The sequence below is a fragment of the Pseudonocardia asaccharolytica DSM 44247 = NBRC 16224 genome (assembly GCF_000423625.1).
GTDB lineage: Bacteria > Actinomycetota > Actinomycetes > Mycobacteriales > Pseudonocardiaceae > Pseudonocardia > Pseudonocardia asaccharolytica.
Genome location: NZ_AUII01000053.1, coordinates 1 through 11,857, shown reverse-complemented (window position 1 = coordinate 11,857; position 11,857 = coordinate 1). Strand labels below are relative to the sequence as shown.

The window sequence follows — 11,857 nt, the reverse complement described above, 5'->3', positions numbered from 1 at the left end:
GCCGAGGCCTTCCCCGGTGGCCTGGCCTACAACAACCAGCTCAAGACGTTCATGAAGGAGGGCGGCAAGGTCTACGCCTGCCGGTTCGCGATGGCGGCGCTGTATGGCATGCGGGAGACCGACCTGATCGAGGGCGTGCAGCCCTTCTCACCGCTCGACGTGCTGGACGCCACCCTCCAGGCCCGCCGCGAGGGCGCGCTGGTCATCCAGACCTGGACGGTCTGAGCCGGCCTTTCCGCACGGCGGCGGTCGGATCGGGTTCGTGGCCCGGCCCGCCCGCCGCCGGAGCACGACGCGTCACGAAACCCGGGGAGCAGCCATGCCAGATGCCGGAACCCACTCGCCCGCCGTGACCGTGGCACGCAGCCGCTGGCGCGCGGCCGAGGACCATCTCTACCCGACGCTGCTCAACGATCCGTCGTCCTACCAGCGAGTAATCGCGACCATCCAGGCCGTGGTGGCCGAGCTGCGCCGGCGTTGCGGCACGGCCGACGAGCTGATCGCGCTCGAGGCCGCACCCGGCGAGCTGCTCGCCGCCGCCTGCCCCGCCGGTACCGTCATCCCGTCCGACCTGCTTCTCGGCGCCGCCTGCAGCATGGCCGACCGCGAGATAGCCGCCGAACGGGAGCGCCACCGTCGTGTCGAGATCGTCGAGGCCGCCCGCGCCGCAGGCCAGGTATGGGTCGTCCTGTCCGGTCCCGAGAAGCCGGAGGCCGTGACCGAGGGCAGGCGGATCGCGCTGCATCTGCCGTCCGGGACCCTCCTCGAGGCCACCGCGGACCCGTGGTCCGGCGGCGACCCCTACCGCATCGACGTGGCGATCAGCGCCGCCGACGGCCGGCCCACGGTCGTGTCCCGGGCCTTCGGCGACCGCACTGACTGGCTCGCGGCGCTGCGCCGCTACCGGGCCGATATCGAGGCCGCCCCGACTCCCGATGCCGTGCTGGAGATACCGTGACCGCCGCCCCGGCCGCGACGGCCGGCTGTCTGCTCGTGCGAGACAGCGCCGACTTCGGCACGCACCACCACATCCGGCACGCGGTATTCGTCGACGAGCAGGGCATCTTCGCCGAGTCCGATGAGGATCCGCACGACCGTGACCCGCGCACCCTGCATGTGCTCGGCTTCGTCGGCGGGGTACCTGCCGGGACCGTCCGGCTCTTCCCGCTCGGCGATCCGGACGGCAACTGGCAGGGCGATCGGCTCGCGGTACTGCGGGAGTTCCGTGCCGCCGGGCTCGGCGCCCCACTGGTCCGGTTCGCGGTCGCCACCGCCGCCGCCCACGGCGGGCGTCGGATGGTCGCGCATGTGCAGCCTCCGAACGAGACGTTCTTTCGGAGGCTGGGCTGGGCCCGGTGTGGCGCGCCCGAGATCTACGTCGGGCGCCCGCACCTGCCGATGGCCATCGATCTGCGCCGAGATCCTCGTGACCGTGATACGTAGCGCGCAGGCTCCGGCCTTCGGGCCGGGGAGAGCGCATCAACTCCTGCCCGGCAGAACCACTTGCTGTCCTCTCGAACATGGGTTCGAAGGTGGGTGCGGCGGGCGTACCGCTACCGCTTCTACCCCACCCCAGAGCAGGCCGAGCAGTTGGCGCGCATGTTCGGGTGCGTGCGCTACGTCGACAACCGGGCCCTCGCGGAGCGGTCCCGGGCGTGGACGGCCGAGGGTCGGCGGGTCACCCACGCCGAGACCGACCGGTGGCTCACCGGCTGGAAACGCGACCCCGCCACGGCGTGGCTGGCCGAGCCGTCCAAGGGGCCGCTGCGGGCCACGTTGCGGCATCTGCAGGCCGCGTTCGTGAACTTCTGGGTCAAGCGGGCCAAGTATCCGCGGTTCAAGAAGGGCAAGACGGCCGACTAACAATATAGGTGATCAAGGACCGCTAGCTCGTCCGTGGCCGCCCCACCGTCAGCCTGCCCCCGCCGATGAACGATTCCCGCAGCTCGGCCGGCAGCGCGTCGACGATCCGGGCGATCGCCGATCGCCGCGCGGCCGGGGGTCCGAGCTGCGCCACGAGCAGGTCGGATCCCGTCGACGACGCGAGAGCGGCGGCCTCCGCGGGGCGGCCGAGGTGGTCGAGGGCGAGCGCGGCGTACTTGGCGGAGGAGTGGCTGCGGGCCTCGGTGAGCAGCACCTCGGCCAGGCCCGGGTCCCATCGGGCGCGCATCTCCAGCAGCCGCAGCGCCGCGCGCGGCTTGAACGGCAGCGACCGCTCGAGCATCGGCGCGGCTGCTGCGACGGCCGCGGCGGCGTCATCGTCCCGGCCCAGCAGCAGGTCGCAGTCGGCGATGGCGAGCTGCGCGTGCAGTTCCTGCTCGAGTTCCAACGCGCCACCGCCGAGGCGGGCGAGCCGGACCCCCTCCTCGGCGTGCTCGCGAGCCCGGGCGAGCTGCCCGAGCTCCTGCCAGATCCACGACGTCGTCGTCTCGATTCCGGCCCGGTAGATCCCCACGTTCTCGGCGTCGATCAGTCGGCGGGCGTTGTCCAGCGCGCGCAGCGCGCCGGCGAAATCGCCCGAGTCGCCGCGGGCCAGCGCGGTGAAGAACAGCGTCTGCAGCAGTGGGCGGAACTCGCCGACCCGCCGGCACAGCACCGCGGCGCGGGCCAGCACGGATCGCGCCTCGGCGAACCGGTCCAGGTGCTGCAGCAGGGCGCCGCGGTAGGCCAGCGCGAGTGCGGTGGTGGTCTCGCCGGGTTCGGCGTCGAGCACCTGTTCGTAGGCCGCGCCGGCACCGGCGTAGTCGCCGTCCCAGTGCCGGACCCGGCCGAGCAACAGCATCGCGGTCGGTACCGCGCCGGGAGCTGCAGCGGCCGATTCGGCGAGGTCGGTGGCCTGCTCGGCGAGGTCGACGGCGCCGAGCGCATCGCGCGCGTACAGCGCCGTCCAGCCGAGCTGCTCGAGCGCCCGCGCCTCGAGCTCGAAGTCGCCGATCTCGCGGGCCAGTGCGAGGGCTTCCTCGTGGTCGGCGCGCGCGTCGGCGTGCCGCGCGAGATTGCAGCGGGCGCGGCCGCGTCGCATCAACGCGACGGCCAGCAGGGACCGATCTCCGGCGGTCCGCGCGGCCTCGACGGACTGGCACAGCAGCTGTTCGGCGTCGGTGTGGGCGGAGGCGAGGTGCGCGGCATTCGCGGCGGCGAGCCATGCCCGAGCGGCGCCGGCCCGGTCCAGCGCCGCGGCGAGATGCCGGGCAGCGGCCTCGGGACGGGTTGCCGGCGCCATGGCGGCGCGCCGGTGCCGGGAGATCCGCACCGGTTCGGCGACCGATTCGTAGGCGACCTTGCGGACGATGTCGTTGGCGAACCGGAAGCTCTCGCCCTGGGTGACGAGCAGGCCGGCGCGCAGTGCTCGCCCGGCGCGCCGGGCGCAGTCCTCGACGCCAAGGCCGCTGAGCTCGGCAACCCCGTCGAGGGAGAACGTCTCACCCAGCACCGCGCCCTGGGAGAGCAGCTCGCCGACCGCCTCGCCGGCGTGTGCGATGCGTTCCGCGACGGCCCCGTGCAGCGACCGCGGGATGGTCACCGCGCCGCGGGAGGCGGGCGGATGGCGCAGCAGTTCGGTGAGGAACAGCGGAGAGCCACCGGTCCATGCGTAGAGCCGCTCGGCGTCGTAGCCGAGGCGGGATCGTTCGACGAGGGTGGTGACGTCCGCCCGGGACAGCGGCCCGAGCTCGAACCAGACGGAGACGTCGCGCAGGATGTCGGTCACGGTCGGGTCGTCGGAGGTGCGTTCGGTGAGCACCACCATCGACCGGCTGCCCGCCCAGCGCCCCGCGAGCAGGTGCAGCGCCTCCACGGTGGAGCGCCCGGCGTGCTGCATGTCCTCGATCACCAGGAGTACGGGCTGCCGTCCGCTGAGCCGGACGAGGAACCCGGCGAGCGCGTCGAGGCTGCGGCGGTGCTCGAGCTCCGGGCCGGCGCGGGCATAGGGGATCTCGCCGACGAGGTCGGACAGTTCGGGAACGAGGCAGACGAGCGTGCCGAGTCGGGTACCGGCCAGTTCTCGGAGTTCATGTGCGCTCATCCGGTGCACAACGGCGCGAACCGCGTCGACGAGCGGTTGCAGGTACAGCGACCGCTCGGCCTCGAAGCAGCTGACGTTCAGCGCGAGCCCGCCGGTGCGGCGCGGCTCGGCCGCGAATGCCCTGACCAGCGCGCTCTTCCCGATCCCCGGCTCGCCCACGATGACCGCGAGGGCAGGCCGTCCTGCCGCGGCGCCCGCCCACAGCTCGCGCAGTGCGGTGAGCTCGGCCTCGCGTCCGACGATGTCCTCGAAGGGCCCGCCGGGCTCGGCCGCCGGGTGGCGAGCGGCGCGGCGCGGCGCGGCGGGGTGCTCGGAGCGCAGCACCGACAGGAATACCGCCTGGGTAGCCGGTGAAGGGTCGCTGCCCAGCTGTTCGGACATCGCGAGCCGTAGCGACCGGTAGGCGACCAGCGCCGCGCCCGACCGGCCCGCCTCCTGGTGGCCGAGCATGACGATGCGACAGACCTCCTCGTCGAACGGGTCGTCACGCAGCGCGGCCGAGGCCACCTCGACGGCGGTGTCGTGGGCACCGAGCTCGAGGGCGGCGGCGCTCCAGCACACTCGGGCGCGGCGCAGCAGACGCCATACCGCGCGGCGCAGTTCGTCGACCCAGACGCCGTCGCGTTCCCCGGCCAGCGCGACGTCGGCGTCGAGCAGCTTCGCCGCATGTTCCGCGCTGGTCGAGGCGAGTGCGTAGCGGCCGTGGGCGAGTTCGAACTCGGCGGTCTCCACGAGCTCGGTGGCCTCGTGCAGATCGATGTCCACATCGTCGGGGACGAGCCGGTACCCGGCCGCCGAGCCGTCGATGCGTTCCCGGCCCAGCGCCCGACGCAGCCTGCTGATCAGGACGGCGACGTTGCGGTCGGCGCGTTCCGGGGCGTCGCCGTCCCACAGCGCGTCGACGAGGGTGCCGACGGAGACGAACTCACCGCGGCGTTCGGCGAGCATGGCGAGGGCCCGCCGGGCCTTGCCCGTCGGCACCGGTGCCGACAGCTCTCCCTCGACGGTGAAGGGGCCGAGCAAGCGTAGCCGGATGGCCGTGCTCACAGCCGTGACTCTACCGGTCGCCGCTAGTCCGATCGGGCAGGTGAAATCGCCGGGATGGTAATTCACTATAGTGAAGATTCGTCTTATGATCGTGGATCCGCGACCTCCGGAGGGCAACAGCTCATGGCCAAGACCGTGGTCGTCGCCCTCGGGGGCAACGCGATCATCCGCAGCGGGCAGGCCGGGACCCACGCCGAGCAGGTGGAGAACGCGCGTGCGATGGCCGTCGCGGTGTGCCGGATGCGCGAGGCGGGCTGGACCGTCGTGCTCGTCCACGGCAACGGGCCGCAAGTGGGCAACCTCGCGATCCAGCAGGAGGAGGCCGCGCACCGGGTGCCCGAGCTTCCCCTCTACTGGCTCGGCGCCATGACCGAGGGCCACCTCGGCTGCCTGCTCACCCTCGCCCTGCACGACGCGGGCCATGGCCGGTTGTCCGGTGTCGTCCCGATCATCACCCATACCGTGGTCGATGAGGCCGACCCGGCGTTTTCGCGGCCCACCAAGCCGATCGGTCCCTTCTTCGAGGAACCGCAGGCCCGCCGCTACGCCACCGAACGCGGGTGGACCGTGGGGGAGGACGCCGGACGCGGCTACCGCAGGCTCGTCGCGTCCCCGCGACCCCGGCGATTCGTCGAGATCGACGCGGTCCGCGCGCTCGTCGAGCGCGGAATGATCGTGGTCGCGGCCGGCGGGGGTGGGATCCCGGTGGTCGCCGAGGGTGACGGCTACCGTGGGGTCGAGGCCGTGATCGACAAGGACCTGGCGGCGCAGGCGCTGGCCACCGCGCTGTGCGCCGACGCCCTGGTGCTGGTCACAGACGTGCCACAGGTGATGCTGGACTACGGGACGCCGCAGGCGCGTCCGATCGTCGAGATGAGCGTCGATGAGGCGCAGCGCCACGCGGACGAGCATCAGTTCCCCGAGGGCAGCATGGGCCCGAAGATCCACGCCGCCATCCGGTTCGTTCGCGGGAGCGGGCGCACCGCAGTGATCACCAACGCCGAGCGGGCCTGCGCGTCGGTGGACGTTCCTCGTGGCGTCACCCCCGGCCCGCAGGCCGGGACCCGCATCGTCGCCGCCCGTGGCCACGAGGGAGCCGCGTCGTGATCCCTCGGCCGGATCGCGTGCCGTCCCCGGCGGCGGGCCGCAGCGGCCGTCGGCTCCCGCTCGTCATCCCACGTCCGCGGTGAGCCTGCGGTCGAGGTCGTGCAGCGCGGCGACGAAGCAGTCCAGCGGTGCCGTGGCCACGCCCGCGCCGATCTGTCCGGAGCCGTCGTGGGCGTGCAGGATCCCGGTCGTCACCTTGGGGGTGATTCCCGATTCGACGACCTTGCGCACGTCCACGCCCAATGGGGTTCCGGCGAACCCCATCGGGGGCAGGGTGAACCGGCTGCTCGATCCGGCGCAGATCGCGCGGAAGCCCTCGGTGGCGGCCGCGGCGTCGGCCATCGTCCCGCCGAGGAACGCCGCCACCGCGGGTGATCCACCCGCGGCCGGCCCGCCCAGCCCGGTCAGTTCGAGCACGGCGCTGTCACCGATATCGCGGCCCGCGACGTGCCGGCCCTGCCCGGGCTGGTACATGGCCTCGCCGACCGGCGGTGCCTCGGTGAGATGCCAGGTGGGTGAGCCGGCCAGCTTGATACCGAACGTCGTCCCGTTGCGCGACATCGTGGTCACGATGCTCGCGCCCTGGACCTGTTCGGCCCACAGTTGCAGCGATTTGGCCGCGGCCATCGCCAGGTTGAGGAAGAACAGGTGGTTGCCGGCCAGATAGCCGGCGAAGGGCACCCGCACGTCGTCGGGCAACTCCGCCAGCTGCGGTAACCAGCTGCGGGTGAGCAGGTTGGTGGCGGCCTGGGTGCGCATGTGCAGGTCGTCGCCCATCGTGACGCCCTGGGCGGCGATCGCGAAGATGTTGAGCGGGCCGGCCGCCTCGAGGATCGTGGCGAGCGCGGGGCCGCCGGTCTCGGCCAGGAACCGCAGCCGCGCGATCGCCGCGTCGGTTTCCCGGCCGAACCAGGCGACCTCGCCGGGGCCCTGGTTCATCGAGGAGAACGCGCGGGTGCCGCCCTCCCGGTTCTCCACGATCAGGGCCGGCTGGGACGGCCCGATCGCGCTGGCCATCGGCACCACGGCGTCGTGGTGGTTCGCCGCGTCCAGGGCGACCTCGCCGCCGCGCAGCAACTCGTCGGCCTGCGCCACGTCCGATGCCCACCCCTCGGCGACCACGGCCGCCCGCATCGAACGGCGCAGCGGGTCGCAATGCTGCGGGTAGGGCAGCACCGGCCCGCAATGCAGCAGCATCTGCCCCTCGACGCCGGGCACCGCGTCGGCGAACGTGGCGACCCCGACCAGCCGCGGGATACCCGAGTCCAGCCGGCGCACGACCTCGGCGTTGGCCTCGTCGATCGCGGCGGAGGCCGCGCCGTAGAGCCGGGTCAATGTGGCGACGGCAGCCTGGTCGCCGCCGGCCGGGATCCGCCAGTCCACCTGCTGCACCGGACGGCCTTGCTCCCGGACGGCATCGGCGAACATCGGCAGCCCGATGTTCACCACCTCGACCTCACCGGGCAGTACCAGCTGCGTCATCGGATCGTTCCTCCTCGGCGTCCGGGTCATTTCTGAAAGTAGATGATAGAACACTATAGATGACGACTCCCGTGCTGCCCGCCCGCGAGCGGACGGCATGGGTGGGTCATGGGAACTGCCGAGGAGAAGACGGACATGAGCGGCGGACGTGTCGCGATCAGTGGGTTCGGGCGGATCGGCCGGTACCTCCTGAGGGCCGCGCTGGCCCGCGAGCCCGAGCTCGACATCGTCGTGATCAACGACCTCGCCACCCCGGCAACGATGGCGCGCCTGCTCAAGTACGACACCGTCCAGGGCCGGCTCGACAAGTAGATCAAGCTGGTCGGTGAGTACATCCAGGTCGGGTCGCGCGAGCTGCGGCCGGATGGGCCGGGTTCTGCTCGACGCCCCGCGCCACGAGCTGCGTCGGGCGCAGGCGGCGGGGCACAACATCGTGCCGGCATCCACCAGAGCCGATCACGATCTGAGCCAGATGATCCCCGGCCTGGCGGGGCGGCTGCAGAGCGTCGCCATTCGCGTCCCGGTCGCCGGGCGGTGCAACGCTCGTGCAGCGCCGGCAGGTGAGGGTTGCCGCATGAGTGACACAGTCGACGGTGGAGCCGCTGGGTTGACGCGCGAGGTCGTGCGGGTCCGCCCAGGCCTCCTCCGGTGGGTGTGGTATGCCATGGGCGGACGGTTGCCCGCCCGGTACCGCGCCTGGGTGCTGCACGACGTCTCTGCGCGCTCCTGGGTGCTGCGGCATCTGTGCCGGACGGCCGTGCAGCTGTCCCCGGTCGCGGTCCTGCTGTTCCTGCTGCTCCCAGGATCGGTGGCGGTGCGCGCGAGTGCCGTGCTGGGAGGGCTGCTGCTCGGTTTCCTCTACTCGATCGCCTATATGAACGAGTCCTGCGAGCATCGCGCCGTCAAGGCCGGATACCGCGCGGGCTCCGCGGCCGCGGCGCGCGAGGCCGCGCACGCCGCGGAGCGCGCCGTGTCCGCGCAGCGCTACGCCGAGCAATGGCGCCGGCCGGCCGGGTAGTGACGGTGCCGAGCGTCCCGTCAGAGCCGCTCGCCACCGCGCTGCCCGGGTCGGCCCCGAATCGGATAACCGCAGCTCACCGAGGGTCGTGCGCGCGTAACAGTGTTCTAACGCTGTTGCGCGCGCACAGGGGGACGATGCGGGTGCCCATCCGCCCATCGAGCCCCGGGGCGTCGCTGAGCGCCGACGCGGCGTACTCGGGGGTGGTGATGACCACGGTCCCGCCTCCGTTCCGCAGGAAGTGGATGGCCGCTCGAACCTTCGGGCCCATGCTTCCCTCGGGGAACTGTCCCTCGTGGAGGTGCTCTTCCATCTCGTCGACACCGATCTCGGTGATCGTGCGCTGCTGCGGGGTCCCGAAGTCAAGCGCGACGTGGGGCACGCCGGTGACGAGGACGAGCGCCTCGGCGCCCAGCTGATTGGCCAGCCGTTGGGCCGCATAGTCCTTGTCCACCACCGCGTCGACGCCGGTGTAGCCCCGCCCGTCGTCGACGACCGGAACGCCGCCGCCACCCGCCGCGACGACGATGACACCGTCCTCGACCAGGGTGCGGATCGTCCGCGCCTCGACGATGGCGTGCGGCTGCGGGGAGGCGACGACCCTGCGGTGTCCGCGGCCGGCGTCCTCGGCCATCGTCCAACCGCGGGTCTGGATCATCTCGGTGACCGCGTCACCGTGGAAGAACGGACCGATCGGCTTGCGGGGATCGGCGAAGGCTGGGTCGTCGAGCGAGACGGCGACATGGGTCACGACGGCCGCCACCTCGACGCCGTCCCGCGGCGCGGTCTGATGCAGCGACATCGCGATGAGGCTGCCGAGCTGTCCCTGGGTCATCGCGCCGAGCGCGGACAGCGGCAGCGGCGGAACCAGGGCTGCTCCCTCCTCATGCTGGATGGCGAGGTTCCCGACCTGGGGGCCGTTGCCGTGCACCACGACCACGTTCCAGCCGGTGCGGCGCAATGCGTGCACGGTCTGGGCCATGGCGCGGGCGTTGTGGGCCTGCTCGGCGTAGGTGCCTTGCTGGTCCTCGCGGGTGAAGGCATTCCCCCCGAGGGCGACGATGGCGGTCCTCGACATGCAATTCCTCTCTGGTGCACTGAGCGCCCGCCGCGGACGGTTCCGACCACCCCGCCTGGGGGCTCGACCGGAGCTGCCGTTGGGAGCGAAGCCGGGGACGGGAGGGCTGGTTGACAGCCATGCGACGTATCCTATAGTAGATGACACATCGCATGGTAGACGATGCGAGTTGGCGATCCCAGACCTGAGACGGCGGAAGGCGGTTCGAGTGCCGCGCAGGACAGTGGTGATCGGTGGGGGAGCGGCGGGGCTGGGTGCCGCGGGCGGGGTCAAGGCCGTCGATCCCGGCGCCGAGGTGGTCGTCTATACCCAGTTCGAGGACGTGGCCTACAGCCCGTGCGGCATTCCCTATGTGCACGGCGGCGAGATCGAGAGCTTCGAGAAGCTGTTCCTGGCCGGCAAGCAGGCCTATGTGGAGGCCGGGATCGACGTCCGCTACGAGGCCGAGGTGACCGCGGTCGACACCGCGGCCCGCACCGTCACGGTGGCGGGCGAGGGCACCGTCGGCTGGGACGGGCTGGTCCTCGCGACCGGCTTCGACTATGCCGACCCGGGGGTGCCCGGCGGCGCTCTCGGCGGGCTGTACTACGTGAAGAATATCCGCCGGGCCATGGAGTGGGACAAGGTTCTCGACACCGTCAAGAAGGCGGTGGTCGTCGAGGCCTCCCCGCTCGGTGCGGAGATGGTCACCGCGCTGGCGCACCGCGGCGTCGAGACCCACCTGATCGACCCCCACCCGTACGCGCTGGCCGCGGTGGCCGACCCGGACATCATGGCGCCGGTCGAGGAGTCCTGGCGCGAGCTGGGCGTGCACCTGCATTTCAACACCTCCCTGGAGGCCTTCCTCGGTGAGGCCGGGGGCACGGTCCGGGCGGTCCGGACGTCCGCGGGTGAGCTGCCGGCGGATCTGGTCGTCGTGGCCACGCACAAGACCCCGAACAACCGCCTCGCCGCGGCGGCCGGGCTGAAGCTGGGTTCCACCGGCGGGATCGTCGTCGACGATCACATGCAGACCTCGGCGCCGGAGGTGTGGGCGGCGGGGGATGTCACCGAGATCCCGCACGGGCTGACCGGGGTGCCGCTGCAGGGGCTGACCGGGTCGCACGCCTACGCCCAGGGCAAGGTGGCCGGGGTCAACGCCGGCGGCGGGGATCGGGCCTATCGGGCGGTGTATGTGCCGTGGGGCACCCCGGCGGGCAGGTGGGTCATCGGCGGCGCCTCGTTCGGCGAGGCCACGGCCACCGCGCTGGGCATCCCCTACGTGTTGGGGGTGGCCGAGGGGATCTCCCGGGCCCGCTACTACCCGGGGGTCAAGAAGGTGAAGGTCAAGCTGCTCGCCGAGCCGGACTCGCTGCGGCTGATCGGGGCGCAGCTGGTCGGCGGCGGCGAGGGGATCAAGGAACGGGCCGACTTCCTGGCGATGGCCGTGAAGTTCGGGATGACCTTCCACGACCTGTCGACGATGGAGAACGTCTACTCCCCGGCGATCGGTGCGCTCAACGAGCCCATCGTCGTCGCCGCGACCAATGGCCTCGCCGCCGCGCGGCAGGGGAAGTGATGTCGTCCTTCTTCCGCTGGCTTCGCAGCAACTCGGAGCATTACCTGCTCGTCGACGCCCACCGGCGGCTGGCCGCACGCGGCGGTAGCCGTGCCCCGCGCCCGCCCAAGGGGCTCAAGGAGATCTTCTGGCTGCGGATCTTCGCGCCGATCTACATGGCGCTGCCATGGCCGCTGCGGCACCGGATCCTCACGGCGATGCCGGGCAGCCACCGCAAGACGTGGGCGCCGCCACCCCGGTCCCCGGGCCCGGCGGTCTGATCCCTCGATCACCACACCCAACACAGAAGGAGAGCACCGTGGCGCAGATCGTCGGTGAACGGGCGCATGAGGGCGACGCGATCGTCGACTACGAGGGGAAGGTCTTCGACGACATCCAGGCCGACCCGGGGGAGAAGGCCTACGTCTTCATGCACACCGTGCCCTACGAGGGTTCGGTCGGCCTGGTCAACATGCTCACCTGTACCCGGATCAACCGGAAGGGCTTCGACACCAGCCTGATCCTCTACGGGCCCGGGGTGCTGATGGCCTCGGCCACCCGCGG

At 72.0% G+C, this 11,857-nt stretch carries 11 protein-coding genes and 3 pseudogenes; 11 read left to right on the top strand and 3 right to left on the bottom strand.

Annotation, left to right across the window (positions count from 1 at the left end; genetic code table 11):
* The 4 genes and pseudogenes from G567_RS35010 to G567_RS0124715 form a co-directional block, all read left to right on the top strand.
* A pseudogene (locus G567_RS35010) lies at nucleotides 1–225 on the top strand (MSMEG_0572/Sll0783 family nitrogen starvation response protein); the annotation flags it as partial.
* 94 nt (nucleotides 226–319) lie between these two features.
* The gene (locus G567_RS0124725) at nucleotides 320–958 is read left to right on the top strand and encodes a hypothetical protein (protein ID WP_028932028.1); all 639 of its coding nucleotides are present in this window, start codon (nucleotides 320–322) and stop codon (nucleotides 956–958) included.
* Nucleotides 955–1,443: an MSMEG_0567/Sll0786 family nitrogen starvation N-acetyltransferase gene (locus G567_RS31325; protein ID WP_051233536.1), complete on the top strand. Its 489-nt coding sequence runs from the start codon at nucleotides 955–957 to the stop codon at nucleotides 1,441–1,443. Before G567_RS0124725 ends, G567_RS31325 begins: the two co-directional genes overlap by 4 nt.
* Nucleotides 1,444–1,536: 93 nt before the next feature.
* Nucleotides 1,537–1,863, top strand: a complete 327-nt coding sequence (locus tag G567_RS0124715; RefSeq protein WP_028932027.1) for a helix-turn-helix domain-containing protein — start codon at nucleotides 1,537–1,539, stop codon at nucleotides 1,861–1,863.
* Nucleotides 1,864–1,885: 22 nt separating this feature from the next.
* Here the strand turns inward: G567_RS0124715 and G567_RS0124710 are convergent, their stop codons facing one another.
* Nucleotides 1,886–5,071 carry an ATP-binding protein gene (locus G567_RS0124710; protein ID WP_028932026.1) on the bottom strand — a complete coding sequence of 1,062 codons (3,186 nt, stop codon included), beginning with the start codon at nucleotides 5,069–5,071 and terminating at the stop codon, nucleotides 1,886–1,888.
* A 123-nt stretch (nucleotides 5,072–5,194) separates the two neighbouring features.
* Here G567_RS0124710 and G567_RS0124705 point away from each other — a divergent pair, with 123 nt between their 5' ends.
* Entirely contained in the window at nucleotides 5,195–6,178 is a 984-nt protein-coding gene (locus G567_RS0124705) for a carbamate kinase (protein WP_028932025.1), read from the top strand.
* 63 nt (nucleotides 6,179–6,241) lie between these two features.
* Here the strand turns inward: G567_RS0124705 and G567_RS0124700 are convergent, their stop codons facing one another.
* Nucleotides 6,242–7,660 (bottom strand): YlbE family protein, encoded by a 1,419-nt coding sequence (locus G567_RS0124700; RefSeq protein WP_028932024.1) that lies wholly within the window; start codon nucleotides 7,658–7,660, stop codon nucleotides 6,242–6,244.
* Nucleotides 7,661–7,795: 135 nt separating this feature from the next.
* Here G567_RS0124700 and G567_RS33750 point away from each other — a divergent pair, with 135 nt between their 5' ends.
* The 3 genes and pseudogenes from G567_RS33750 to G567_RS36520 all read left to right on the top strand — a co-directional run bounded on the left by G567_RS33750 (nucleotide 7,796) and on the right by G567_RS36520 (nucleotide 8,678).
* Entirely contained in the window at nucleotides 7,796–7,972 is a 177-nt protein-coding gene (locus tag G567_RS33750; protein WP_161631757.1) for a glyceraldehyde 3-phosphate dehydrogenase NAD-binding domain-containing protein, read from the top strand.
* A 52-nt stretch (nucleotides 7,973–8,024) separates the two neighbouring features.
* A pseudogene (locus tag G567_RS37325) lies at nucleotides 8,025–8,177 on the top strand (type I glyceraldehyde-3-phosphate dehydrogenase); the annotation flags it as partial.
* Between the two features lie 57 nt (nucleotides 8,178–8,234).
* Nucleotides 8,235–8,678, top strand: a complete 444-nt coding sequence (locus G567_RS36520; RefSeq protein ID WP_051233537.1) for a DUF5313 family protein — start codon at nucleotides 8,235–8,237, stop codon at nucleotides 8,676–8,678.
* 76 nt (nucleotides 8,679–8,754) lie between these two features.
* Here the strand turns inward: G567_RS36520 and G567_RS31320 are convergent, their stop codons facing one another.
* The gene (locus tag G567_RS31320; RefSeq protein ID WP_051233535.1) at nucleotides 8,755–9,756 is read right to left on the bottom strand and encodes a carbamate kinase; all 1,002 of its coding nucleotides are present in this window, start codon (nucleotides 9,754–9,756) and stop codon (nucleotides 8,755–8,757) included.
* A 208-nt stretch (nucleotides 9,757–9,964) separates the two neighbouring features.
* On the opposite strand from G567_RS31320, the gene G567_RS0124680 reads away from it, so the two are divergent.
* The 3 genes and pseudogenes from G567_RS0124680 to G567_RS0124670 form a co-directional block, all read left to right on the top strand.
* Nucleotides 9,965–11,314: an FAD-dependent oxidoreductase gene (locus G567_RS0124680; protein WP_028931674.1), complete on the top strand. Its 1,350-nt coding sequence runs from the start codon at nucleotides 9,965–9,967 to the stop codon at nucleotides 11,312–11,314.
* Nucleotides 11,314–11,574 carry a hypothetical protein gene (locus G567_RS0124675; protein ID WP_028932022.1) on the top strand — a complete coding sequence of 87 codons (261 nt, stop codon included), beginning with the start codon at nucleotides 11,314–11,316 and terminating at the stop codon, nucleotides 11,572–11,574. The genes G567_RS0124680 and G567_RS0124675 overlap by 1 nt, the downstream gene beginning before the upstream one ends.
* Before the next feature lie 38 nt (nucleotides 11,575–11,612).
* Nucleotides 11,613–11,857 (top strand): annotated as a pseudogene (locus G567_RS0124670) (MSMEG_0572/Sll0783 family nitrogen starvation response protein); the annotation flags it as partial.

What these genes read in the sequence shown, in the direction of transcription:
- G567_RS0124725 (WP_028932028.1), top strand. Translation starts at nt 320, where the DNA reads ATGCCAGATGCCGGAACCCACTCGCCCGCCGTGACCGTGGCACGCAGC.
- G567_RS0124705 (WP_028932025.1), top strand. Translation starts at nt 5,195, where the DNA reads ATGGCCAAGACCGTGGTCGTCGCCCTCGGGGGCAACGCGATCATCCGC.
- G567_RS0124700 (WP_028932024.1), bottom strand. Translation starts at nt 7,660, where the DNA reads ATGACGCAGCTGGTACTGCCCGGTGAGGTCGAGGTGGTGAACATCGGG.
- G567_RS33750 (WP_161631757.1), top strand. Translation starts at nt 7,796, where the DNA reads ATGAGCGGCGGACGTGTCGCGATCAGTGGGTTCGGGCGGATCGGCCGG.
- G567_RS36520 (WP_051233537.1), top strand. Translation starts at nt 8,235, where the DNA reads ATGAGTGACACAGTCGACGGTGGAGCCGCTGGGTTGACGCGCGAGGTC.
- G567_RS31320 (WP_051233535.1), bottom strand. Translation starts at nt 9,756, where the DNA reads ATGTCGAGGACCGCCATCGTCGCCCTCGGGGGGAATGCCTTCACCCGC.
- G567_RS0124675 (WP_028932022.1), top strand. Translation starts at nt 11,314, where the DNA reads ATGTCGTCCTTCTTCCGCTGGCTTCGCAGCAACTCGGAGCATTACCTG.